Here is a 23,221-nt window from a genome sequence, read left to right as displayed (position 1 = left end):
TACAGCACAAATTTTATAGTCTATTTCTATTCTTAAATCGTAATCATTATGATTTATTCTTGCTTTTTCTTTTCCCATCGTTTAACATAAAACGTAATCATTACGATTTAAAGGAGAGATCATTTCATGAAAAAAGTACCTATCACTGTATTAAGTGGTTTTTTAGGATCTGGAAAAACTACCTTACTACATCACATTTTGACTAATAAGAATAACTTAAAAGTAGCTGTCATCGTTAATGACATGAGCGAAGTAAACATTGATGCATCTCTTATAAAAAAGGGTGGTTTTTCACGTACGGAGGAAAAACTAGTAGAAATTCAAAATGGCTGTATTTGTTGTACACTACGAGAAGATTTAATGATAGAAGTGAATCGTCTTGTTGAAAATGGTGATATTGACTATATTATTATTGAATCTTCTGGTATAAGTGAGCCTATTCCAGTTGCTCAAACATTTACTTATACAGACGAAGTTCTTAACATTGATTTAACAAAAAATTGTCGCCTCGATACGATGGTTACAGTTGTAGATGCAAATAGGTTTTGGGATGATTTTGCAGACGGAGAAAGTTTATTAGACCGAAAACAAGCAATCGATGAGAATGATACCCGGGAAGTTATTGATTTATTAATAGATCAAATTGAGTTTGCAAACGTAATTATTCTTAATAAAATAGATTTGCTAGAAAAAGAAGATGTGATAGAGCTTCATCATTTACTAAAAAAATTAAATCCTAATGCAAAAATTCTTGAAGCTTCGTTTAGCAAAGTACCATTACAAGAAATTTTAAACACAAATCTATTTAATTATGAAGAAGCTAGTCAATCGGCCGGCTGGATACAAGAATTAAATAGTGAACATCATACACCGGAAACGGAAGAATACAGTATCAATTCCTTTGTTTACCGCCGCAAATATCCTTTCCATCCCGAGCGCCTTATGAATTGGCTAGAAAAATGGCCTTTAGATGTTGTAAGAGCTAAAGGATTCTTCTGGCTGGCATCTCGTAATAATATGATAGGGCTTCTATCTCAAGCAGGTTCCTCTATTACAATTCAAGGAGCCGGTGAATGGATAGCCGCATTACCTGAAACTGAAAGAAATCAAATGATTGCAGAAGAACCAGAAGTATTAAAAAACTGGGACGAGCGATATGGAGATCGAATAACTGAGCTCGTATTTATCGGTATTGATATGAATCGTTCTGTGATTGAACAATCATTAGATGATTGTCTATTAACAGAAAAGGAAATGGGACAAAAGTGGAATACATTTATTGATCCTATTCCGGCTTTTACTTATACTTCATAATAATTAATAAAAGGCTTCAGTAGAATGAAGCCTTTTTACTTTATAGCACTCTTATTTAATAGGTTTGCTTTAATTAGAAATACAATTGTACCTAAAACAATTAATATAGCATATACGATACCAACTACATCCCCTATTTTTTCCAAGCCAAGCGGTAATATTATAGTAGCAACTCCAACTATATAAGAAAATGCTCCTGAAAGCTTCGCTAATTTATTTTTATCTCCAACAAACGTTTCTTCTTGATATCCTGCTAACAAAAACAACCTCTTTTTCACATGTATTTGATACCCTAAAAAAATGATAAGTAACCCAACAAATAAACAAACTAAAAATCCTGCTAACATATACTCCCCCTCCTCTACAATATTTTACTATACATAAAAAAAATAAAATTAGAAATTTCAGTTTATTAACGAGTTATTCTGTGATATATTGCATATTGTATTCAATTTATATTTTTAGAAAGGAGAATTTTAAATCATATGGATTCAAATCGATTAAAAGGAATTATAATGGTCATAATCGGTGCTTGTTTATGGGGCTTGTCTGGTACAGCTGCACAACAGCTTTTTCAATATGACAATGTTTCAACCGAATGGTTAGTTACGATCCGCTTACTTATATCTGGAATTATTTTGCTCATTATTTCCTCATTCGGAACGAGAAAAAAAGAGATATTTGGCATTTGGAAACAAAAATCTGATGCTATTAAAATGATTTTGTTTGGTCTATTCGGTATGCTTGCTGTACAGTATACGTATTTCGCTTCAATTAAAGAGGGAAATGCTGCCGTGGCAACATTATTACAATATTTAGCTCCTATATTCATCACTGTATACTTACTTTTCAAATGGAACGTTCGTCCATCAAAAATTGATTTCATTTCAATTACCCTTTCATTAGTAGGCACTTTTCTCTTACTAACAAACGGGTCTGTTCATAACTTGGCTGTTTCTACACCAGCTATTATTTGGGGTATTTTATCTGGATTATCTCTCGCTTTTTATAGTTTATATTCAAAGGAATTGTTAGAAAAATGGTCTTCCTCCGTTATCGTTGGATGGGGCATGATTATTGGGGGTATTGGTGTAACGATTGTACACTTTATTTCTACAAACGAATTCATTTTATTATCAACTATGAAATATGTAAAACTAAGTACCCTACCGCTCATCATATTTGTCGTCATTTTCGGGACACTTATTGCCTTTTATTTATACTTAGACAGCATACGATACCTGACTCCGAAAGAAACAACATTATTTGGTTGCACAGAACCACTCGCAGCTATTATTTCTTCTGTACTTATATTGCACGTGCCATTTCAATCTTTTCAGTTATTAGGCGCTTTTTGTGTCATTGTAATGGTGCTCATCTTAAGCCAAAAACCGGATGAAGGGAAACAAAAATTAAAGCTTGTTCATGCAAAAAAGGAAAATATACAATGAAAGGATTGAATTCACTATGCCTGTCCCTCAAAATTATAAAAAACCAGGAAGAATTTCAGCAAAATCACTCGTTTTAAATCAACTACAAAATTGGATTATTGAAGGTGTACTGAAGCCCAATGAAAAAATTAATGATGGGGAATTGGCTGAGGCACTAGGAGTAAGCAGAACACCTGTAAGGGAAGCACTTCAAATATTAGAGCTTTCTGGATTAGTGGAAATGGTACCAGGGCAAAAAACGAAAATTGCTCCTATTAAGTTAGACGACGTATCTATCATTTATGAAACGATGGCTGGTCTTCACTCTATTATAGGAAAGCAAGCTCTTCAAAACATTACAGACGCTGATATTCAAATACTTTCTGAAATAAATGATCATTTTCAGCACTCTATAGAGAAAAAAAACGCAAAACAAGCTTTAAAATTAGATATACAATTCCACAATACAATTTCTTCTATTGCTAAAAACCAATATATTGAACCCTTTCTAGAAAATATGCAACTTCACGTTTTACGTCTTGAATATTTGTTTTTCCAAAACTTTGTTCCAGCAAGTCAATCTATTGAAGAACATCACTCTATCATTCAAGCATTACAGAAGCAGGACGAAAAACAAATGGAACAAATAATGACCCAAAACTGGCTCCGTCCCATGAAAGAAATACAAAAAATAATTTCTACGAAATAAAAAGAGAGCTGGTTACACAAAATCGTAACCAGCTCTCCTTTTACTAATCTATATAGCTACGCCTGAATATTTGCATAATCTTCCATATCTTCGTACTCTTTTTCCAATTCCTCTAAAGACAGCTCGTATAATTGTCGGTCGCGAATCTTAAACACACCTGCTCCAATTAACTCATCAATTAAATGCCTCTTACGATTTTCAACAGCAAAACGGAGTTGACTACTCATCTTTTAAAAAACTCCTTTCTACGATTATTGAAAATGATAATCTTTATCAATTACCACTTTTGATTATAAAAGATGACTCTTTATAAGTAAAGTAATTTCATGAAATATTTACCTTGCAAAGTATTTGTGGCCACATTATATATATGTATGCCGTGCGAAAAATGTTATGACACTTTTTCTTATCCTTTTTCTTTCATACTTTGCAAGTTGTCTCATCGTGATGAAATTCACCATCTATTTCTACTTGAATGGTGACATGTTCTACATGAAACTTCTCCTTTAATACATACGTAGCCTCTTTTAATACACTTTGCGTTTCATTCCCTTTAATAATCAAGTGGCAAGTTAATACTTGAAAATCCGATGTGACAGACCATATGTGCAAATCATGAACTTCTTTGACAATCGGAATATTTAATAATGTACTTTTTACCTCTTCAACATTTATGTGCTGTGGTGCACCTTCCATTAATATATGAACCGTATCACGTGTTACACGCCATCCACTAATAATGACTAAAATAGACACAAGAATACTAGCAATCGCATCTGCAGCAGTCCATCCGAAAAATTTAATAAGTAACGCAGCAATAATCGCTCCGACGGAACCCAATAAATCGCCTAGTACGTGCAGGAAAGCACTTCTTAAATTCAAATTACCTTTCACATCTCCGCCTCTCATTAATATCCAAGCTGATAAAATATTAATAAGCAGACCAAGGACTGCAATAATGAGCATCCCATTACTAGCAATCTCAACTGGTTCTTTAAAACGACGGATTGCTTCAATAAAAATGTATACCGAAATGACAATAAGAACGACACCGTTACATAATGCTGCTAACATTTCGACTCGCTTATATCCATATGTTTTCACAGTTGTTGCTGTTTTTTCTCCGAGCTTAAACGCAAGTAAACTTAAAGCTAAAGATACTGCATCACTTAGCATATGCCCCGCGTCAGATAGTAGTGCTAAGCTATTTGTTACAAATCCACCAACAACTTCTGCAATCATAAAACTTGTTGTTAGTAGGAAGGCAATTAGTAATGCCTTTTTATTTTTTGAATGACCATGATCATGCGAATGTCCCATACTTATACTCCTTTAAGTACAATATCTGTATGTTAGTATGAAACAAACTCCCCATCTTTATCCCGAATCAACTGATTGTAAACGCCCGCTTCCTCTGTATACACACTTCGCTACTTTTTAGACAATCCCTTTTTCTCAAATAAAAACAAGACTACTTCTTTTTTATTTTCATATTGTTTACTAATGAAAGACTTTTTAAGGAGGTTACTAAAATGAAACGTTTATTTCTCTGTATGGAACGTGAACTTGTTGTAGTGAAAGAACAATATGATAACTATGAAACGACTTACCACTTACAAAATATGCAACCTACCTGTATCGCTGTTGATCCGTTCCGCCCAAACCGTGTATATTGCGGAACATTCGGACGAGGTCTATGGTTAAGCGACGATAGCGGGGATTCATGGAGACCAATTGGAGATTCTTATCGTTACTTTGATTTCCCTAAAGAAGATGGTATTTTGCACTCCTCTATCACTTCCATAACAATAAGCTCAAATGAACAAGTGAACGGATATGGTGTCGTTTATGTCGGCACAGAACCGAGCGCTTTATTTCGCTCTGAAAATGGTGGTGAAACGTGGACTGAACTTAAAAATATGAAATCATTATTATCTTCTTATACGTGGGCATTTCCGCCTAGACCTTTTACCCATCACGTACGCTGGATTACAGTTGACCCAAATAACCCTAATACAATACACGTTTCAATCGAAGCTGGTGCTGTTATTCAAAGTAACGATAAAGGGCATACATGGATTGATAAAAAATTCGGTGCTCCTATCGATGCTCATCAATTACTTATGCACCCTAAAGCACCAAATCGCCTTTATGCATCATGTGGTGACGGATTTATGGGCGGACCTGATCGTGCTTATCTTGAGAGTTATAACAATGGAAACAGTTGGATCTCATGTAGTGCAGGACTTGAACATCATTATTTATACAGCATGGCTATCGATCCAGCTGATTGTGATACGATTCTCGTTTCTGCTGCGCCAAGTGCTGATCTCGCTCATCATCGTATCCCTTATGAATCTTATATTTATCGAAAAACGAAAGATACTCCGTTCCAGCAAGTACAACAAGGACTACCATCTGCAATCGGTACAGTCATTTCGATGTTTGCTACAAACGAAGCCGAACCACATACGTTCTACACGTTAAATAACAATGGCGTCTTTCAATCCAATGATAGCGGCGAATCATGGGAACAACTAAACATTCCGTGGAAAGATGAATATAAAACGCAGCATCCGCATGCATTGCTCGTTACTAGTTCTTAACGAAAAAGAGACTGCCTAAATGGTTTTAGGCAGTCTCTCTTTTATTTCTTTAAATCAATGACAATATCATCTAACACAATATCTTTACTCTTCGCTTCTTTTTTCGGCACTTCTATTTTCTTCTCTTTCCCATTCACATACTCTACTCCACCATGATTTTCAGGTGTATGTACTCGCAAGTGCACACGAGGTGTAACGATAAGCTTTGTTGCATTTTCGTTTAGTTTTTGGAAGGTGGCACTCCAATGGATATTGTAAGGATCGTTGCCACTTCCCCCATTTCCTTCACCCGAATAAATATTCCCTAAATCATCCTTAACCGTCAATTCAACATCTACACTATCCCATTCTTTCCTCGCGCCCTTAGAAACCTCTTGATTGTAATAAAGAATAAATGAAACTGGCGATATTGCGACCTTTTCCATATTTGCTTTTATACCTTCTTTTTCCGAACTCCCACCAATTGTTCTCTCTTTACTATCCACTGATTTTACAGTTAAGGCGAAATTCCAATTACCTTGTATTGATTTTTTCCTATCTGGCATCTCTATTCTCTCTATATTCCATCTAAAGTTTACTTTGTCCTTTTTATTGCTATCATGATGCGTCGTTGTTACCATACCTACATACTTTTTTTCATTAACTTTAGTCATTTTACCACTGCCTGAACTACCATGAGCGTCCATTATATCCAATCCCCCTAATATGATAGGATCCTCCCCTAATTCCTGCTCACTTTCCAGTGAATACGTTATAGATAATGTTCTGCCATCAGAAATTACATCATTAATTGTAACCTTAACTCCACTACTCTCTCTCGTCATATTCAACTCAGTCGAAAATTCTTTATAATTTTCATATAACCCTGTTCTACCATTATCTAAAAATCGGAATATGTCCCCTACAATTGGCAATCCCCCCGCATATGTAGGAAATCCGATACCGAGTGTTGCAACTGATAATCCTACTAAAATAGATGCAGCAGCCACACCTTTTTTCCAACTTTTCATCTTTTTCTTCGTACGTATCGATTGTTTTACATTTCGTTTTACTTTTTCCTTTTCAATTTCAGAAGCCTCAATTTCTTCTAGTTCTTTTTCGTCTATATCAATATCATTTAATAGTTCATAAATGTCTTTCATATTGCACTACCTCCAAAACTAATATTCGTAGCATTTTGTTGTAGTTTCTTTTTCCCACGGTACACTCGATTATCAATTGCTGCCCGAGTTAATCCTAACTTGTCACCTATTTCCTCTGTCTTCATACCAAGTAAATATTTCATAATGAACACCTTTTGATCTAGCGGTTCTAATTGATTAATGAGCTTCAATAATTCTTCCCTATCTTCCATAACGATTAATTCGTCTTCTGCTGATTTTTCTGTACTGATATGAAACTCATCTGAAATGATTTCTACCGTTTTAGTCGATTTCCGGTAATAATCAATTGCTTTAAACTTTGCAATCGCTGCAATCCACTTTTTAAAATCACTCGGCTCTCCATGAAATTTATTTGCGTTATTCCAAATGGAAAGAAATATATCGTTTATACATTCCTCTATGAGTCCATCATTTTGAATGGGAAGTAGAACTTTATGCGTGATCCCCTTTATGAGTGGTAAGTATGTATCGACAACAAATTCTAACGCGTCTTCTTTTTGCCGCTGTAATCTTTTTATAAAATTTTTCTCATTTGATTTCATGTAGCGATTCCCCTTATTGTTTTGTAAAAGCTTTTACACCCTATATAACGTCTGAGAAAATTTTTTCTCTCATCTTTTTATTTTTTGTATGTAATGGAATACTTTCCCTTAGCCATTGTCTCACATAACTATGCGTTCAAAGAAAATTTTCTCAAGTCTGTAATTTAATTCATGTAGTACACTATTTATATAGTCACTTTTTAACTTAGTGTACATTTTATTTCGTTAATCTACTATTTTAATTTAGGAGATGAGATGTGTATGTGTGGAATTACAGGTTGGGTAGATTGGAAGGAAGACCTTTCAAATCAACATGTTATTTTAAAAAAGATGGCAAATAGTATTGAGCATCGTGGTCCAGATGCTGAAGGATTTTGGTTTTCACCTCATGCGGCCTTTGCACACCGGCGTTTAATTGTAATTGATCCAGAAGGCGGGACACAGCCGAAGACATTCCGTGCTGGTGATTATACGTATGCTCTTACCTATAATGGAGAAATTTATAATTTCCGTGAACTTAAAGAGCAGCTTCAAAAATGTGGGCATGCATTTGAAACCCATTCAGATACAGAAGTATTACTACATGCTTATTTAGAATGGAAAGAAGACTGCGTGCGATATTTAAACGGAATTTTCGCTTTTGCCTTATGGGATGATCAGAAGCAACAATTGTTTTTAGCACGAGATCATTTAGGTGTAAAACCACTCTTTTACACAGAAAGAAATGACAGTATTATTTTCGGCTCTGAAATTAAAGCATTATTAGCGCATCCATCTGTCCCTGCTGAACTTGATGCGGGTGGAATAAATGAAATATTTGGATTAGGCTTATTTCGCACTCCAGGATGTGGCGTCTTTAAACATATTCAAGAAGTACGTGCTGGACATTCTATAACATTTACACGTCATAAAAAAGTAGTTACGAAGTATTGGAATTTAGAAAGTAAGTTCCATACAGACTCTATAGAAGATACATCTTCGCATATTTTATCTATTTTACAAGATACAGTAAAAAGACAATTAATTGCCGATGTTCCTCTCGTTTGTATGTTATCAGGCGGATTAGACTCTAGCGGTATTACTGCACTTGCGGGTAAAGAATTTGCTGCGGAAAATAAAACACTTCATACGTATTCCGTTGACTTTGTAAATAGTGCAAAAGATTTCGAGCTGACATTTGCTCGCACTGGTTTAGACGCTCCTTGGGTAAAACGCGTTTCTGAACATGTAGGGACAGCGCATCATGATATTATTGTGAATGCTGAAGAATTAGCAAATCACTTATTCGTTCCCCTTCATGCGAAAGATTTACCGAGTGCTGGTGAAATGGAAACTTCACTATATTTACTATTTTGCGAAATGAAAAAAGATGCGACCGTAGCTTTATCCGGTGAATCGGCTGATGAAGTATTCGGTGGATACCCTTGGTTTCATCAAGAAGAATTACTATATGTAGATAAGTTTCCTTGGCTAACAAATTGGAAAAATACATCTCCTCTTCTACTAAATGAAGTAAGTAACCAATGTAATCTCGAAAACTATATTGATACACGATTCCAAGAAGCGATACTTGAAGTACCTACTCTTGAAGGGGAAAGTAAAAAATCCGCGAAACAACGCCAAATGTTTTATTTATTTTTAACACGATTCCTTCCTTTCTTACTTGACCGTAAAGATCGTATGAGTATGGCTGTTGGATTTGAAGTTCGTGTACCGTTTTGCGATTATAGATTAGTTGAATATTTATGGAATGTTCCTTTCAACATAAAAAGTATTGATAATATTGAAAAAGGCATTTTACGTAGAGCACTACAACCAGCTTTACCTGACGATGTACGTAATAGAAGAAAAAGCGCTTATCCAACTTCACAAGATCCACACTACTTACAAACAATCCGTAATTTAACACTTGATATGTGTAGCAATAAAAACAATCCTATTTTCTCACTTATTAACCATTCCATCTTACTTTCAATTGCTGATCAAAGTAATAAAGAGATTAACAATTTTGAAGCAAGAAGTGCCATGGAGTATATGCTACAAGTAAATGAATGGTTAAAAACATATCACATCCATATTGCTTAACAAAAAGGAGTTCAAGGATAAAAACCTTGAACTCCTTTTATATTAATTAGCACATTGTTTATTATCAGTATCAATAGACCATCCAATAATCGTGGCACAGTCTCTACCTTTCCACTGCAGTACATTTGTTAATACGGGCTCAATCTGCAAGCTATTTCCGTCGTGTAATATTTCTACTAAAGATTGATCATCATCAAACCTTCGTTTGTCACACTCTAAAATACCGTCCGTTGCCATTACAATGTGATTCATTCCTTTTTCTAATCCTCTTACACCTGACGTAAAGCAAGGTGTATTTGCTGCAAAAATATTTTTCCTGCCAATATATTCGTAATTCTTCCGTTTATTTAATCGTCCTTTTCCATTTTTCGTTTTCTCAGAATGGAATAAATACGCGAAACAATCACCAACTGATAACCAATATAAAAATTCGCCTTTTCGTAAACAAATTAAGCAAGCGAGTTCCTCATCATCTTGATCACACTTTTTAATAAATAACTCATCTGTAAATAACGCTAATAAGTACATATGTGTATGATGGAAAGCTAAATGTATTGGATATGAGAATAACTCTTTTAGTTTTTCTTTTCTTTCCGAAATCGCTTCTATTATATAATCTATATTTTTTGTTTTGTGATGTGTATCAAAAATCATAACAAATTCAAATTGTAATTCAGGATCCCACCAAGCCAGCACCGCATCTCCTCGTTCATATGCATCACTCTCTTGATTTCCCCCATATACGCCGACTGAAAGAGGACCACATTTTTCAACATGTATTTCATCTACATACATCTGTTCATGACTAATCCATTTGAATGTATTCACAGCTATCATCCTCTCTCTTGCTAAATGTATACCTTTACACATAGATTACCTTATATTTCAATAAAAATAAACTTTTTCAACATTTTTTATCCAAATAAAAGGGTTTTATTTCTGAAATCACGAATATATCTTACTATACGATATAAAAAGGAGATTTATTATTATGTACAACATTAATCAACATTGGGAGAGCATTTATTATCACTTACGATACGAATACGAGGACAACCTTTCCCACCAAGCAATTCGTATTTTACAAATCGTTTCTCGTGAGAAAGATATAACAATTGGAAAAGTCGCTACTGAGCTTAGTCTTTCTCATAACACAGCATCTGAACATATAAAACGCCTTATTCAAAAGGGTTTCATCGTTAAAGAGAGAAATAAAAAAGATGAAAGAGTGGTAAACCTTACATTAACAATTGAAGGAATTAAAGTATTAGAAAAACATATTTTACTAGATAAAGAAAAGATAAAAATATTAGAATCACAGTTATCAACAGAAGAACAACAATTAATTGAAAAAGCATTTTCCTTATTAGCGAAGGAGGCAAAATATGCATTTCCTCGTTAAAATAATCGTTTCGGCACTTATTATCGGCGTTATCACTGAAGTCGCTAAACATTACAGTACGATAGGTGGCTTTATTGCTGCCCTTCCTCTCGTGAGTTTACTTAGTTTATTTTGGATTTCATTCGAAGGCGGAAATAAACAAGAATTGAGTCAATTTGCTTTAGGGGTATTATATGGATTCCCCGCATCAGCACTACTATTATTTATTGTCTATATTGGTTTAAAAAATTCATTTACACTTAGTACATCTGTCCTACTTGGTATAGGTGTTTGGTGTATCGTTTTTGCTTGTCAAAAATTATTTCAAGCTTAGGAGGAATTAACATTCATAAATTTGTAGAAATAATGGGGCAAAATATAGAAGTACATATAAAAGGAGATGGTAAACAAACTGTAGTCATTCAAACCGGAATGACTTGCTCATTTTATGATTGGTTTCCTATTATTGAAAAGCTTTCAGAGCACTTTACAGTTGTTTCATACCATCGCCCAGGTTACGGAAAAAGTGATTTAGGCAATCAGCCGCGTACAATAAGGCAAGTTACAAAAGAGCTACATATGTTACTAAACAAACTAGCTATTCAAGAACCATTTATTCTAATCGGTCATTCCTATGGAGGATTATGTGCACAACATTTTGCGATGTTACATGAAGATAAGCTGCAAGCACTTATTTTAGTTGATTCTACTTCGATGAACTTACACCGTTTAGATGAACTTCATTTACCAATTTCTGATCAAACTGATTCTGATGATGTTTGGTTTCAAAAATATAATATGTATTCAAAAATGGATGTAGACACACTTTATAACGAACTAAAACCTATTCTCACCGATCAATCAAAACAGCAAATTGAATTCTCTACCTCGCCTTCATTATATAAAGCGACAGCTTCTGAACTATCGGAGTGGAAAAACTGTGCTCTCTCACTAAAAGAGCTATGTAAAACATTAGAAATACCATTAATCGTTATCGGTAGAGATCCTCAATATTCTATTACTCAATTGACTAATGGTGGCATGCCAAAAGAGGAAGCAACACAACTTGAAGCAATGTGGCAAGAACTAATTCACGAACAATTACACCTCTCAACTAACAGCCAATATATTCTTGCCGAACATGCTAGTCACGGTATAGAAAATGATCGACCAGATATTATTATTGAGGCGATTCATTTCTTACAAATAAAAAAAGGAAGCAACTAAAGCTGCTTCCTTACTTATCTATTCATAATCTTCTTCATCATCGATTTCTTCGTAATATGAACTTCCATTACTTACATATATAGGGCCATTCGCAACATCAATACGTAGTACCCACGCCCATGGCACAGCTAAACGTTTATGTATCGCTCGCCAAAAGCTCATTGATTTTCTTTCGTACTCCTGGAACTCCTGAAGTAACTCTTTGTAGGAGGAACCGTCTAACTGAATATTTGCTTCTAACAAACGAGAATGGGCATAGTACTGTAACTCTAGTTCAGCAGCAATTTCCATTTCTTCTTCCGTTGCCATACCAATGATTGTTCCATCTTCTGGTGCAATTTCATATACGTTTTGAACTTCAATAAGCCCTTCTTTCTCTTTCTCAAACATGTAAACAGCCTCCTTTAACATATATTTTTTATGTTACAAAGTCATACTTCTACAATAACTTCTCTCTTTCCTCTTTTTTTGATAAACTTTTACAAAATATTTAACCGATGACCTGTTTTCTCTATTCTTTCAGCAGAAATGAAACGATTTTTATCAAAATTTAATTTATACACATCAGGCATATGAAGTGTTTTCCAAAACTCAAAATCATATTTCGAATTAAAATAATTCATGAGTAATACCATAATATTTCCATGCGTACCTATTACAATATTCTTACCTTCATATTGTTTTAATATATTTTGCATACATATTACAGCGCGCCTTTGTGCGATATCATTCGATTCTCCGCCTTCGTATGCAAAACTCCAATCTTCCCACACATTCTGCATAGCATCATTAAAATTTGGTACTGGCTCTGTGCTCAATAATCTTTCACGCAAATCTTCTTCTGTTTGTATTGATAATTTATATGTATTCGCAATTCCTTGTACAGTTTGGATTGCTCTTTTGTACGGACTAGAAATAACAACATCAATATGTTTATCTTTTAATAAATGTGTTACATTCTCTGCATCACAGTGCCCTTTTTCAGATAAAGGTCGTTCCCGTTCTTCTTTTGTATATGTAGAATGGGCATGGCGAACGAAATATATTGTTGTCATTTTTCAACCTCCTTTCTTATTTTCAATTTATATTCAATAATAAGATTGGAAAATCCTGTATTACAAAAAAGCACTTTTCATAAGTGCCCCTTTGTTTACATAATAAAATTATTTCATTATAATTTATTTCTGAATTCCTCACTTATGACAATATCTCGAATAAAGTAATCCATATTACTTAGAAGCTTTTCAAATGCTTTTTCACTCAAATTGTTCATCATAAAGACAATCTCAATCTTATTCCCTTTTTTATCAGTACCATAGAAACTATTTGTTAATACAAATGCAGTAGAACCACCTTTCTGTCCAGCAAATTCGAACATACCCTCTCCTACGGTTCCTTTAAATATATTCTCAATCTCACCTTGCATTTGTGGTGTAAAATAATTTCTGCTATTTATCTTTTCCAGTAAACTCATGTAATCCTTCGCATTTGCACCTATAAACCGATCTGACCAAATACGCTGAAAGTCCATATCGGCTTTTAAAGATATCTCGCGTTTTGTCCATTCTTTCTCGTCTTTCATCCATTCATGTATTTGCCATACATGCTTAACATATTCATCATTAGACATATTACGTAGCTTGTCCAATGCTTTATTTTGAGGAATATGCAGTTCTTTTTCAACATAGCCCCTCATATATAATGCCCCTGTATACGTTGGATAAAATTCATCGTGACTATTTAAGCCTAACTCTTTCAAACTTTCATTTATCCGCGCTGCTCCAAGCTTGTCTAATAAATATGATGCATTCGCATTCGAACTATAATGGATCATTCCTTTCACTACTTCTTCTAAAGAAGTTTGACCACCCTTCACTAACTCTTTAACTTTTACATCATCTAGCCATGCAGGGTGTGCACCACCATCAGTATTTTTCACATAGTATTTTTCTAATTCTTTCAATGAAATTTGCTCGTCTTTTCTTATTTTCCCTTCATCTACTTGCTTAGCATATTCAATTGCTATAATGATTTTCGACATACTTGCTAGCGGTAGTTTTTCTTTTTCATTTATTGATGTCAATGTTTCACCATTTCTTTTAACAATTAAAGAAGTTGTTTTATCATCCTTATGTTCTTTTATGTAATTTAGCACATAATTAGAGTCTTCTTTGGAATTGACATATTCCTTCACTGAAAAGAAAGCTATACAGCCTACTATAGTAATTCCAGCTATAATTCCAACAACTTTTAATCCCCTCATGATACTCCCCCTAAAATAAATATATTATATATTATACTAAATAAATTTCCCTTTTTAAGTAATAATTAGATTATTTATACAAAAACACTTCTTTTCTTAAACAACAAAAAAACACGCCTTCATTAGGAAAGCATGCTTTGTGATATCCTTCACATTTTTTAGTTAAAAAATAAATGTTTACTTACCATGATGTAACATTAAATCACTAAGTTCTTCTTCAATGTGATTTAATTTCGCAACGCCTTCTTTCCATTTATGAATATAACGTGAAACCCCAACAAAAAACAAAACAATAATTGTGGAAAGAATAATACCATATACGATTGCTACAGTACTCATAGTTACACTTCCTTATAATTAGTAATGTGGTTATTAGTTATATTTTTATTATAAACCTTTTTCTTTTAAAATACTTCGATTTCAACTTTTTGTAACAAAATTGATTTTTCTAACATTTCGTTCGTGAAAATGGCATATTTTTCACAAATTATACAAAACTTCACCATATGTACTATTACCATATGAGTTATATTATTAAATAGAATAAAGGGGATGATATACTATGACGACTTGGTTTATTGTAATGTTAGTTGTATTTGGAGCATTTAAAATTATCGTTTCTAGCCTTCCTAATTCTGTTATTGAATCCATTATTAGTCGCTTTGAAACACATCCACAACTCGAAGAAGAGAATGTGACTGTTACAATGAACGGAAATAACTTAGTAGGCGAACAGAAATCAAAAATTATTCATGATTTTAACGAAGGTTTATTTTTAGATCGCTATTATGCACCACCCTATAATGAAGGCACTCCTTTAATTATCAATGCAAAACGTGGTAAAAAAGATTTTACATTTTATATTTATAGTCATGAAGAGCATGTTGATGTTGTAAAACAATATAAAAAGAAGGTAGTTGCTTATAGTTTACGCTCTAAAAACCTTCAAAATAGTGATATGTTTGTGTCAGCTGATTTAGCTTAATACTCATATATAAAAAGGAATCCATGGCATATGGATTCCTTTTTACTATTTACTGAAAAATAAGCTCTGTCTTCAAACTATCTTTCGGTAACAACCAGCCTTTTTTCTCTAAACTCGCCATTAATAATTCCCTTTGTTTTGTCGCAATACTTTCTTCATTTGTTTTAAATGACACTTCTATTACGAAGTCATCTTCTAATTTCCCTGTATTACTTAATGGCCAAATTTCAATATTTGCTTTTATGTTTTCAAACTCTCCTGTATATCGTTTCATTAATACAGGACCGTAAATACGGGAATTCTTTAACATCTCTTCTCCCCAATTTGTATACAACCATTTGTTCATTTTCCCTGGTAATTTTTCTATTAACATGTTTTGAGCAGCTTGTTTATTTGGTAAATCAAGTATTCCATATCCTTTAGCACTGTAACTTTTCTTATTTGAAATGCTTAATGTTTTCTTCTCAAATCCCCAATCTATTTCCGCCTCATAACTATCCGTATTACTATCGAATCCTTCTTTTTTAGCTACTTCTAGTGCATCTTGAATTACACCATTTGGAATAGGATATCTTTTTTTATATGTTAGTTCAAAATCTTTACTAAATTCTTTCTTTCGAATTCTAGCAAACCAACCTTCCTCGCTTAAACTTTTATTCGCAGTATCTAAAAATTGCACTTGTATTCTTTCATATTTTGTACCAGCCTGGAAATGTTCTAACACCTCTTGCTTCATCTCTTTGTTATCACCTAATACTTGTTCTGGCTTCAATAATAACTTTACTTCAAAGCTAGGTTTCATTGGACTAGCAGCAAACCCTTCCTTAACGTTATAAAGGAAACAACAAAAGAAAATGCTTACGAATACAAATACTTTTTTCATATACCTATCCCCTTTGCATTTTAAATGACTTCTATACGTTCCATTGCAAGTGAATATACATTTTCATATCCTGCTGAACTTAGCTTTTGTTGTAATCGATCCGTATCCTCTTTCAAAGCGTGCACTAGCACCGTATGTTCTGGTAATAATGTATTTAACATCTCTTTAACGTCTCTTATACTTTGGTGAACTTTATATGGAACTCGCTTCACCCTACATTCTTTACCTACATGCTCTTTCATAACTTTTTCTGCAAAACTCCCTTTCGCAATATGCCCAGTAAAAATAACGGCATTTCGCTTTTCATTCCGAAGTTGTTCATAATATAACTGCGCTCGTTTCGTTTGCATATTCGCATCACTCATTACAACTATTCCGTAACTATTTTGCATACTAATGTCATTATCCATCACTATTATGTTTCTTTTTAAACTCTCCATAATCCATTTAAATTCTTCATTATTTTTTATCCAATCTTTATATACGAACATCTCTTCAAATCCAGCCAAAATTTCTTTATCCACTATAAGCGGAAATTCTTTATATCGTTCATATAAATACAATACTATATCTTGCGCCCTACCAAGTTGTGGAAGCGGTAATAATGCTATTCCTTTATTTTGCATAACTCGTTCAATTTCTGCACATAGTTCGTTTACACGTTCATTTTGCGAAACATCATCTGTGTGATAAGCGGCATCCACAATTGCGATTTTTATATTGTAGCCCAATTTCTCAGGTAAATTAGCTCGTAGTATATTAGAATCTGCTGAATAGTCGCCTGAATAAAATACGTATGTATTACACATATCAACTAAAAACCAAACAGCTCCTAATACATGCCCACTATATCCCCATTGAAACCGCAATGTAGGAGTAATTTGTATCCATTCATTTGGATTACTAATCTCATCAATACATACATAATTTAAATCTTTTATATGTTGGTCGCTATAAGGTAAATTCCACCCTTGCATCGCATTATAGTTTCTCCATTTTTCATAATATAACGGCAGTTGCTCCTTTGTATAACGAGTCGTCCAAATTTTTTTCTTATAGCCATACTTCGCTAATAAAGGTAAACCCATCGTATGATCTTCATGAATATGTGATAAAAATACCGCATCTAAAAATGGAACAGCTTCTCTCTCTATTTTTGGATAACTATCCTCATAAGATCGATTAATACCACAATCAAATAATATTTTCGTCTCTTTATTTTTTACAAAATAGCAGGAGCGACCGTATTCTCCTGCTCCTCCCCATACTTCCACTCTCATCATACTACCCCTTTTCGTTTTTGCTCCATATGTTGTAGCAGTAATAAGCATATTGTTGTAAGTCCAACAGAAACAACAGCCATCGCCATGCCTATAGATACTTCACCCTGTTCAAATTGGGCAAAAATAAACGTTGCTGACGTTTCTACTGATGGAGGTAATACGAGAAGCGATGCTACTAACTCTCTTATCGAAATTGTAAATGTCATCGCCCATCCAGCAAGAATACCTGGGATAATAAGAGGCAATATTATTTTTCTAAAAATATAAATATAATTTCCAGAAAAAACACTTCCTGCCTGCATGAGAGAATCATCAATTTGTCCGAGTGATGATTTTACATATTGCACCGTGTAAGGTAAAAACAGAACAACATACGTTATGATAACCATGATTGGTGTATTATAAATTGACATAGGCATATATGGTGAATTCCAAAATAGAATAAGACCTACAACCATAACAATTCCTGGTACCATATTCGGTAACATACCGCACATATCAAGCCATTTTTCAGAGGTTTTTTCCCCTTTCGAATCATAAGTGCCAAAAAGACTCCAATCATTACCGCAATAATCGCTGTTACGAGTGAAAAAAGAAAACTATTCCATAAAGCCTCTAATCCTGGAGATCCCATTGTAAACAATGCCTCATAATGGCTTGTTGTAAAGTTATTTACATGTAAACCGCCGCCTCTTAATTTTGACAAAGAAGCAATAAGTATAGAAAAGTATGGAATTCCAATTGATACGATTAATAAACCAATTACATACATCCATGCTACAACGCGCGTAAATATAGACAAAGTATATCTTTTAGATTTCACACCTTTTCCACTAACCATTGCATATGAATACTTTCGATTCAATACATTTTGCATATACCAAATGAGCATACAAGCACTAAGTAATAAAGAAGATAATGCTGTTGCACTACTAAAATCAATAGGCCAACTCGAAATAAATTTATGAATTTCTGATGTTAACACGTGGAATCCTATTCTACGTCCGAATGTAGCCGGTGTTCCAAATTCAGCAATCGTCTTTACGAAAATGAGTAAAGCCCCCATTACATAGCTTGATACTAATAACGGCAATATTATTTTTCTTAAACGATAGAAAAAACTTCCGCCATGAACTGCTGCAGCTTCTTCTTTACTACTCCCAATCTGAAGTAACGTATTTTTCAGCATGAAATAAAGAAATGGGAATAAATGCAGACTCATAATTAAGACCATACCTCCTAAACTAAAAAACGATGATGAAACTGTCTTTAGCATAGGAAAAAATTGTTCAAAATAGCCGTTAGGTTGCATGAACAAAATCCAGCCCATCGATCCAATATACGGCGGTGTCATAAATGGAATCATAAAAACAATATCTAACTTACTATACTTTCCTACATCTGTTTTGCTCATAATAAACGCCAATGGAAATGCAAATATTGTAGCTCCTATTACAACGAGTACACCTAGAAGCATCGAATTTAGAAAAATTCCCGCTAATCCACCACTCTGCATCACTTCAAAAGGCTTTAAAAAATTCCAACTGCTATTTTCATATACACTAGAAAATAAAATAAGAAAAAGTGGAATGACGATTAACATCGCCACAAGTAATAACGCTACCGTCATTCCAACTTGTCTTACTGATACGAATCGATTTACCATGGAATCACCATCTTATTGAAATACTTTCTTAAATTGTTTTCCTATTTCATCTTGCTCTTTCTCAACTGTTTTCCAATCAATATTTAATACTGGAATCTCTTCTACATTTGGTCTATTTTCAGCTTTTATATCTGTTCTACCAGGCAATAAATACGCTTTAGAAACTTGTTTTTGTACATCATCGGATAATAAATAATCAATAAACTCTTTTGCACCTTCAACATTTTTACTATCCTTCATAATCCCAGCTGCACGTGGGCTAATAACTGTTCCGCTTTTTGGATATACAATATCAACAGGTTCACCCTTTGCTTTTGCGCTATACGTCATATAATCAACACCCGCAATGACCATATCTTTCGCACCTGTTACAACTGGGTCTAACGCTTCCTGATTTGCTCCTGCTACTGTAACTTCATTTTTCTTAAGCTGCTCAAATAAATTCCATCCATCTTGTCCATTCTTTTTCACGTATCCTGTTACAAAGTCTAAAGCTGAACCTGAAAGTGCTGGATCTGGAAGATTCACTTTCCCTTTCCATTCTCCTTTCGTTATATCGCTCCAATCTTCAGGCGCTGTCTTCACATTTTTTGTATTGTACACAATCCCTAATGCTGAAGCACTATACCCGAAATAATGTCCTTTATCATCTGACCATTCAGAACGCAGCTTATCAGCTTGTTTCGCTTCTTTATAAGCTAACGTTTGACCCTCTTTCTTTAATCCTTCCATCGCTGGTAATGATGCAAGTACGACTACATCAACGACTGGATTTTTCTTTTCAGCTTCCATTCTCGCTAAAATTTTACCAGTTGTCCCTTGAAACATTTCCACCTTTATACCAGTTTTCTTTTCAAAGTCTTTTTGAATTTTTTCTGCTAACCCTTTTGGTCCTGCACTATATACAACAATTTTCTTTTCATTCGTATTTTTACTTTTTGCATCTGCATTACCTGTCTTTGAACTACACCCTGTTACTACAGCCGAAAATAATAAAGTACATACAAATAAAGACTTAAGCGAACTGAATTTCTTCATACGATTCTCCCCCTATATGATGAATACATTTTTTTGGCACATATAACGATACTGGTTTACCGATGCTTAGCTTACTATTGTGATAGGCTGTCCAGATGCCTAAAGTCCCCATATTTACTTTCACTTCATAACGTTCTCCTACATATGTAACGTGCTGAATTTCACCTGTATACATTTCGCACACATCATTTTTTGTCCAACTCACATGCTCTGGACGAATCATTTTTTCACCCTCTACAAGCCAATTCGCCTTACCAACAAATTTGGCAACAAATTCATGAGACGGTTTCACATAAATATCTTCCGGTGTTCCTTTTTGTAATACTTCTCCTTGTTTCATGACAATAATTTGGTCTGACATTGACATTGCTTCTATTTGATCGTGAGTGACATACAGTGCAGTTAAACCAATGGAATGAACGATATCCATAAGCTCTATTCTCATTTCTTCTCGCAAAATTGCATCGAGTGCACTTAGCGGTTCATCAAACAAAATAAAGTGAGGTTTTGTTACAATTGCTCTAGCGAATGCGACACGTTGTTGCTGTCCACCAGAAAGTTCGTGTGGATACCGTTTCTCCATACCTTGCAGGCGAACTCGCTTTATCGCATCTTCTACTTTTTCTCGTAAATGATTCGTTTGCTTTGTAGCCCTTAAACCAAATGCAACATTTTCAAAAACAGTCATGTGCGGCCATAAAGCAAAATCTTGAAATACCATACCGATATTCCGTTCATGAGGAGATGTCTTTATCTTTTTTGTAGCAGAATACATGCACTGGTCTCCAAAATATATTTCTCCTTTATCCGGTTCTTCAAGTCCTGCTATCATTCTAAGTAAAGTCGTTTTCCCACACCCCGAAGGTCCTAAAAGTGTAGTGAATTCCCCTTGTTTCATTACAATCTGCAACGGCTTTAACGCCTGTATTTTTCCAAATGTCTTTTCTAATCCACTAATTGTAATATCCATTGCTTCACCTCTCTCCCCTCATTCTTAACCTGCTTTCATTCTATATGGAAGATTTATACTCAATGTTAATGTACTGTAAAGATTAAATTAAAAAACTTCTAATAAACTATTTATTTCTATAGATTTTTTCTATAGTTAAAATAAAAAAGGCGGCAATTCATAATGAATCTCTTAAAATTAGAAATTGTAGTACTTATTAAGAAATACAAAAAGCTTACAATCGTTGCAGAAAAACTTAGCGTTAAACAACCAACTATTACATTTCATATAAAAAGCTTAGAAGAAGAACTCGGTGTGTCTTTATTTGAATTACGTTCTGGAAGGTATTTCTTAACAGAGGCTGGTGAGGCTTTGCACCATTATGCTTGTAAAATAGATGCGCTTATGAAAGAAGCTAGACGTGTCACGCAAGAGTTTAAAGATTTTCATAAAGGTGCTATAACAATCGGCGCTAGTTATGTACCAGCGACTTATCTTTTGCCAGAAGTCGTTCATCAATTTCAATGCGAATTTCCCAATATAAAAATAACGCTACTAGTGAAAACAGCCCCTGAAATTCGAATGATGCTACAAAATCACGAAATCGATCTTGGGATAATTTCCGCTGCTCCATTTGATGAACCACTTTTAAAACAAACGAATATAATGCCCGATACACTTGTTCTTGCCTTTTCCAAAGAACATCATTTTTCAAAGAAAGACAATGTATCGTTACAAAATATCGAAAAGGAACGCATACTATTGCATCGTAATCCATCTACAACGAGAGATTTACTTACACAATGGACGTTGGCGCACAACATTACATTCCAATCTGAAATTGAATTAGACTCATTAGAAACGATGAAACAAATTTTAAAATATGGTAATGGAATTGCCTTTATTTCTAAACTTGCTATCGAGCAAGAAATACAACGAAATGAGCTATGCTATATACCAATCCCTGAATTTGAATTTCAGCGTAATATTTATACGATTCATCATGAGGACAGATGGAATTCTAAAATCATTTCTTTTTTACTACAAAGCATCACTTCATTTACAACAAAAAATTAAAAGGCTGTCGTTATGCACGACAGCCTTTTAAACTATAAATCTATTTATTTTTCTTTGCCTCAATTTTTGCTTGCGCCTCTTCAGCCTTATCTAATGCTTCTGATACTTTCTTCTCTTTTTCTTTCACTTCATCTATACTATCGACAGCTTTAATAAGTTTATCGATTCCTTCTTCTTCTACCTTTCTACGCTTTGCCACTCTTTCATTTACTTTCTCTTCCACATCTTTTGCTTTTTGAAGCATATTCTCTGCATTTGATGTTACAGCTTTTTCAAGTTCATCATCTTTTTTCTTTTGTAACACTTCATTTGCAATGTCTTTCGCTTCTAAATACTTACCGTCTTTTAATGCTGTTGCTCCGTGATCCATTTTCTCAGCAACTTCTTTATATGATTTCGCTTCGTTTCCTGATTTCTCTTTTTCTGCTTTTTCGAACCACATTGTTGCATCACTATACTTTTCATCTTTCAATGATTGCATACCTGTTTCAATATATGTGTCATAATTGCTACATCCAGCCATTACGACTAATAGAAAAAGCATAACAAAACTTAATTTTTTCATGCTGTTGTCTCCTTTTCTTTGCAAGCTCACTTTACTTTAACATACATGAAAAAGA

The 23,221-nt window shown here is 34.1% G+C and carries 26 protein-coding genes and 1 pseudogene; 10 read left to right on the top strand and 17 right to left on the bottom strand.

Annotation, left to right across the window (positions count from 1 at the left end; genetic code table 11):
- The first annotated feature begins 126 nt into the window (after positions 1–126).
- The gene (locus tag MHH55_RS02900) at positions 127–1,314 is read left to right on the top strand and encodes a GTP-binding protein (RefSeq protein ID WP_000757668.1); all 1,188 of its coding nucleotides are present in this window, start codon (positions 127–129) and stop codon (positions 1,312–1,314) included.
- Positions 1,315–1,349: 35 nt separating this feature from the next.
- On the opposite strand, the gene MHH55_RS02895 is transcribed toward MHH55_RS02900, so the two are convergent.
- On the bottom strand, positions 1,350–1,661 hold the full coding sequence (locus tag MHH55_RS02895; protein ID WP_078186207.1) for a DUF3784 domain-containing protein: 312 nt from the start codon (positions 1,659–1,661) through the stop codon (positions 1,350–1,352).
- A gap of 138 nt (positions 1,662–1,799) precedes the next feature.
- Here MHH55_RS02895 and MHH55_RS02890 point away from each other — a divergent pair, with 138 nt between their 5' ends.
- Positions 1,800–2,765 (top strand): DMT family transporter, encoded by a 966-nt coding sequence (locus tag MHH55_RS02890; RefSeq protein ID WP_000378077.1) that lies wholly within the window; start codon positions 1,800–1,802, stop codon positions 2,763–2,765.
- Positions 2,766–2,781: 16 nt separating this feature from the next.
- Entirely contained in the window at positions 2,782–3,453 is a 672-nt protein-coding gene (locus tag MHH55_RS02885; RefSeq protein WP_002040907.1) for a GntR family transcriptional regulator, read from the top strand.
- A gap of 56 nt (positions 3,454–3,509) precedes the next feature.
- Here the strand turns inward: MHH55_RS02885 and fbpA are convergent, their stop codons facing one another.
- Both fbpA and MHH55_RS02875 read right to left on the bottom strand, forming a co-directional pair.
- The gene (fbpA, locus tag MHH55_RS02880) at positions 3,510–3,680 is read right to left on the bottom strand and encodes a Fur-regulated basic protein FbpA (protein ID WP_000098302.1); all 171 of its coding nucleotides are present in this window, start codon (positions 3,678–3,680) and stop codon (positions 3,510–3,512) included.
- A gap of 193 nt (positions 3,681–3,873) precedes the next feature.
- On the bottom strand, positions 3,874–4,773 hold the full coding sequence (locus MHH55_RS02875) for a cation diffusion facilitator family transporter (protein ID WP_000510038.1): 900 nt from the start codon (positions 4,771–4,773) through the stop codon (positions 3,874–3,876).
- Between the two features lie 212 nt (positions 4,774–4,985).
- Here MHH55_RS02875 and MHH55_RS02870 point away from each other — a divergent pair, with 212 nt between their 5' ends.
- Complete coding sequence (locus tag MHH55_RS02870; RefSeq protein WP_078186208.1) at positions 4,986–6,059, top strand: WD40/YVTN/BNR-like repeat-containing protein; 1,074 nt, start codon at positions 4,986–4,988, stop codon at positions 6,057–6,059.
- A 41-nt stretch (positions 6,060–6,100) separates the two neighbouring features.
- On the opposite strand, the gene MHH55_RS02865 is transcribed toward MHH55_RS02870, so the two are convergent.
- Together MHH55_RS02865 and MHH55_RS02860 are read right to left on the bottom strand one after the other, a co-directional pair.
- Positions 6,101–7,201 (bottom strand): DUF4179 domain-containing protein, encoded by a 1,101-nt coding sequence (locus tag MHH55_RS02865; RefSeq protein WP_000653135.1) that lies wholly within the window; start codon positions 7,199–7,201, stop codon positions 6,101–6,103.
- Positions 7,198–7,764 carry a sigma-70 family RNA polymerase sigma factor gene (locus MHH55_RS02860; RefSeq protein ID WP_000840007.1) on the bottom strand — a complete coding sequence of 189 codons (567 nt, stop codon included), beginning with the start codon at positions 7,762–7,764 and terminating at the stop codon, positions 7,198–7,200. Before MHH55_RS02860 ends, MHH55_RS02865 begins: the two co-directional genes overlap by 4 nt.
- Positions 7,765–8,025: 261 nt before the next feature.
- On the opposite strand from MHH55_RS02860, the gene asnB reads away from it, so the two are divergent.
- Complete coding sequence (gene asnB / locus MHH55_RS02855; protein WP_000333931.1) at positions 8,026–9,849, top strand: asparagine synthase (glutamine-hydrolyzing); 1,824 nt, start codon at positions 8,026–8,028, stop codon at positions 9,847–9,849.
- A 42-nt stretch (positions 9,850–9,891) separates the two neighbouring features.
- On the opposite strand, the gene MHH55_RS02850 is transcribed toward asnB, so the two are convergent.
- On the bottom strand, positions 9,892–10,719 hold the full coding sequence (locus MHH55_RS02850; protein WP_002040904.1) for a protein phosphatase 2C domain-containing protein: 828 nt from the start codon (positions 10,717–10,719) through the stop codon (positions 9,892–9,894).
- Between the two features lie 121 nt (positions 10,720–10,840).
- Here MHH55_RS02850 and MHH55_RS02845 point away from each other — a divergent pair, with 121 nt between their 5' ends.
- The 3 genes from MHH55_RS02845 to MHH55_RS02835 are packed head-to-tail and all read left to right on the top strand — an operon-like array spanning position 10,841 to position 12,457.
- The gene (locus tag MHH55_RS02845) at positions 10,841–11,251 is read left to right on the top strand and encodes a MarR family winged helix-turn-helix transcriptional regulator (protein ID WP_017657429.1); all 411 of its coding nucleotides are present in this window, start codon (positions 10,841–10,843) and stop codon (positions 11,249–11,251) included.
- Positions 11,235–11,564, top strand: coding sequence for a DUF3147 family protein (locus tag MHH55_RS02840; protein ID WP_000545608.1), 330 nt, complete (start codon positions 11,235–11,237; stop codon positions 11,562–11,564). The genes MHH55_RS02845 and MHH55_RS02840 overlap by 17 nt, the downstream gene beginning before the upstream one ends.
- Positions 11,525–12,457, top strand: a complete 933-nt coding sequence (locus tag MHH55_RS02835; RefSeq protein ID WP_002179077.1) for an alpha/beta fold hydrolase — start codon at positions 11,525–11,527, stop codon at positions 12,455–12,457. The genes MHH55_RS02840 and MHH55_RS02835 overlap by 40 nt, the downstream gene beginning before the upstream one ends.
- Positions 12,458–12,475: 18 nt before the next feature.
- Here MHH55_RS02835 and MHH55_RS02830 read toward each other — a convergent pair whose 3' ends face one another.
- The 5 genes from MHH55_RS02830 to MHH55_RS02810 form a co-directional block, all read right to left on the bottom strand.
- Positions 12,476–12,847 (bottom strand): hypothetical protein, encoded by a 372-nt coding sequence (locus tag MHH55_RS02830; RefSeq protein ID WP_000461779.1) that lies wholly within the window; start codon positions 12,845–12,847, stop codon positions 12,476–12,478.
- Between the two features lie 89 nt (positions 12,848–12,936).
- Positions 12,937–13,512, bottom strand: a complete 576-nt coding sequence (locus MHH55_RS02825; RefSeq protein WP_000208261.1) for a histidine phosphatase family protein — start codon at positions 13,510–13,512, stop codon at positions 12,937–12,939.
- Between the two features lie 116 nt (positions 13,513–13,628).
- Positions 13,629–14,720, bottom strand: a complete 1,092-nt coding sequence (locus tag MHH55_RS02820) for a serine hydrolase (protein WP_001214667.1) — start codon at positions 14,718–14,720, stop codon at positions 13,629–13,631.
- Between the two features lie 177 nt (positions 14,721–14,897).
- Positions 14,898–15,059, bottom strand: coding sequence for a hypothetical protein (locus tag MHH55_RS02815; protein ID WP_000108701.1), 162 nt, complete (start codon positions 15,057–15,059; stop codon positions 14,898–14,900).
- A gap of 65 nt (positions 15,060–15,124) precedes the next feature.
- A complete protein-coding gene (locus MHH55_RS02810; RefSeq protein WP_001987133.1) occupies positions 15,125–15,241 on the bottom strand; it encodes a hypothetical protein in 117 nt (38 codons plus the stop codon).
- Positions 15,242–15,282: 41 nt separating this feature from the next.
- Here MHH55_RS02810 and MHH55_RS02805 point away from each other — a divergent pair, with 41 nt between their 5' ends.
- Complete coding sequence (locus MHH55_RS02805) at positions 15,283–15,705, top strand: YfmQ family protein (RefSeq protein WP_000214582.1); 423 nt, start codon at positions 15,283–15,285, stop codon at positions 15,703–15,705.
- Positions 15,706–15,754: 49 nt separating this feature from the next.
- Here the strand turns inward: MHH55_RS02805 and MHH55_RS02800 are convergent, their stop codons facing one another.
- From MHH55_RS02800 to MHH55_RS02780, 5 genes and pseudogenes are all read right to left on the bottom strand, one after another.
- The gene (locus tag MHH55_RS02800) at positions 15,755–16,588 is read right to left on the bottom strand and encodes a hypothetical protein (protein ID WP_000755315.1); all 834 of its coding nucleotides are present in this window, start codon (positions 16,586–16,588) and stop codon (positions 15,755–15,757) included.
- Positions 16,589–16,608: 20 nt separating this feature from the next.
- Entirely contained in the window at positions 16,609–17,871 is a 1,263-nt protein-coding gene (locus tag MHH55_RS02795) for an MBL fold metallo-hydrolase (protein ID WP_033666100.1), read from the bottom strand.
- Positions 17,868–19,537: pseudogene (locus tag MHH55_RS02790) on the bottom strand (ABC transporter permease). The gene MHH55_RS02795 and the pseudogene MHH55_RS02790 overlap by 4 nt, the downstream one beginning before the upstream one ends.
- Before the next feature lie 12 nt (positions 19,538–19,549).
- Complete coding sequence (locus MHH55_RS02785; protein WP_000714684.1) at positions 19,550–20,575, bottom strand: ABC transporter substrate-binding protein; 1,026 nt, start codon at positions 20,573–20,575, stop codon at positions 19,550–19,552.
- Complete coding sequence (locus MHH55_RS02780) at positions 20,553–21,545, bottom strand: ABC transporter ATP-binding protein (RefSeq protein WP_000355540.1); 993 nt, start codon at positions 21,543–21,545, stop codon at positions 20,553–20,555. Before MHH55_RS02780 ends, MHH55_RS02785 begins: the two co-directional genes overlap by 23 nt.
- A 162-nt stretch (positions 21,546–21,707) precedes the next feature.
- Here MHH55_RS02780 and MHH55_RS02775 point away from each other — a divergent pair, with 162 nt between their 5' ends.
- Positions 21,708–22,601, top strand: coding sequence for a LysR family transcriptional regulator (locus MHH55_RS02775; RefSeq protein ID WP_001050626.1), 894 nt, complete (start codon positions 21,708–21,710; stop codon positions 22,599–22,601).
- A gap of 40 nt (positions 22,602–22,641) precedes the next feature.
- Here MHH55_RS02775 and MHH55_RS02770 read toward each other — a convergent pair whose 3' ends face one another.
- Positions 22,642–23,166, bottom strand: a complete 525-nt coding sequence (locus tag MHH55_RS02770) for a DUF4398 domain-containing protein (protein WP_000736438.1) — start codon at positions 23,164–23,166, stop codon at positions 22,642–22,644.
- Between the last annotated feature and the right edge of the window lie 55 nt (positions 23,167–23,221).

This window comes from Bacillus sp. FSL K6-2944, assembly GCF_038005385.1.
GTDB classification, from domain to species: domain Bacteria; phylum Bacillota; class Bacilli; order Bacillales; family Bacillaceae_G; genus Bacillus_A; species Bacillus_A cereus.
The sequence above is the reverse complement of the archived record's forward strand: the minus strand, read 5'-3'. Positions and strand labels throughout refer to the sequence as shown.

Bases quoted from the DNA above. Each gene is read 5' to 3' on its own strand.
- MHH55_RS02785 (WP_000714684.1), bottom strand. From the start codon at position 20,575: ATGAAGAAATTCAGTTCGCTTAAGTCTTTATTTGTATGTACTTTATTA.
- MHH55_RS02830 (WP_000461779.1), bottom strand. From the start codon at position 12,847: ATGTTTGAGAAAGAGAAAGAAGGGCTTATTGAAGTTCAAAACGTATAT.
- MHH55_RS02885 (WP_002040907.1), top strand. From the start codon at position 2,782: ATGCCTGTCCCTCAAAATTATAAAAAACCAGGAAGAATTTCAGCAAAA.
- MHH55_RS02825 (WP_000208261.1), bottom strand. From the start codon at position 13,512: ATGACAACAATATATTTCGTTCGCCATGCCCATTCTACATATACAAAA.
- MHH55_RS02865 (WP_000653135.1), bottom strand. From the start codon at position 7,201: ATGAAAGACATTTATGAACTATTAAATGATATTGATATAGACGAAAAA.
- MHH55_RS02890 (WP_000378077.1), top strand. From the start codon at position 1,800: ATGGATTCAAATCGATTAAAAGGAATTATAATGGTCATAATCGGTGCT.
- MHH55_RS02815 (WP_000108701.1), bottom strand. From the start codon at position 15,059: ATGAGTACTGTAGCAATCGTATATGGTATTATTCTTTCCACAATTATT.
- MHH55_RS02805 (WP_000214582.1), top strand. From the start codon at position 15,283: ATGACGACTTGGTTTATTGTAATGTTAGTTGTATTTGGAGCATTTAAA.
- MHH55_RS02770 (WP_000736438.1), bottom strand. From the start codon at position 23,166: ATGAAAAAATTAAGTTTTGTTATGCTTTTTCTATTAGTCGTAATGGCT.
- MHH55_RS02860 (WP_000840007.1), bottom strand. From the start codon at position 7,764: ATGAAATCAAATGAGAAAAATTTTATAAAAAGATTACAGCGGCAAAAA.
- MHH55_RS02800 (WP_000755315.1), bottom strand. From the start codon at position 16,588: ATGAAAAAAGTATTTGTATTCGTAAGCATTTTCTTTTGTTGTTTCCTT.
- fbpA (WP_000098302.1), bottom strand. From the start codon at position 3,680: ATGAGTAGTCAACTCCGTTTTGCTGTTGAAAATCGTAAGAGGCATTTA.
- MHH55_RS02780 (WP_000355540.1), bottom strand. From the start codon at position 21,545: ATGGATATTACAATTAGTGGATTAGAAAAGACATTTGGAAAAATACAG.
- MHH55_RS02810 (WP_001987133.1), bottom strand. From the start codon at position 15,241: ATGGTAATAGTACATATGGTGAAGTTTTGTATAATTTGTGAAAAATAT.
- asnB (WP_000333931.1), top strand. From the start codon at position 8,026: ATGTGTGGAATTACAGGTTGGGTAGATTGGAAGGAAGACCTTTCAAAT.
- MHH55_RS02875 (WP_000510038.1), bottom strand. From the start codon at position 4,773: ATGGGACATTCGCATGATCATGGTCATTCAAAAAATAAAAAGGCATTA.
- MHH55_RS02795 (WP_033666100.1), bottom strand. From the start codon at position 17,871: ATGATGAGAGTGGAAGTATGGGGAGGAGCAGGAGAATACGGTCGCTCC.
- MHH55_RS02900 (WP_000757668.1), top strand. From the start codon at position 127: ATGAAAAAAGTACCTATCACTGTATTAAGTGGTTTTTTAGGATCTGGA.
- MHH55_RS02840 (WP_000545608.1), top strand. From the start codon at position 11,235: ATGCATTTCCTCGTTAAAATAATCGTTTCGGCACTTATTATCGGCGTT.
- MHH55_RS02820 (WP_001214667.1), bottom strand. From the start codon at position 14,720: ATGAGGGGATTAAAAGTTGTTGGAATTATAGCTGGAATTACTATAGTA.
- MHH55_RS02850 (WP_002040904.1), bottom strand. From the start codon at position 10,719: ATGTGTAAAGGTATACATTTAGCAAGAGAGAGGATGATAGCTGTGAAT.
- MHH55_RS02775 (WP_001050626.1), top strand. From the start codon at position 21,708: ATGAATCTCTTAAAATTAGAAATTGTAGTACTTATTAAGAAATACAAA.
- MHH55_RS02845 (WP_017657429.1), top strand. From the start codon at position 10,841: ATGTACAACATTAATCAACATTGGGAGAGCATTTATTATCACTTACGA.
- MHH55_RS02895 (WP_078186207.1), bottom strand. From the start codon at position 1,661: ATGTTAGCAGGATTTTTAGTTTGTTTATTTGTTGGGTTACTTATCATT.
- MHH55_RS02870 (WP_078186208.1), top strand. From the start codon at position 4,986: ATGAAACGTTTATTTCTCTGTATGGAACGTGAACTTGTTGTAGTGAAA.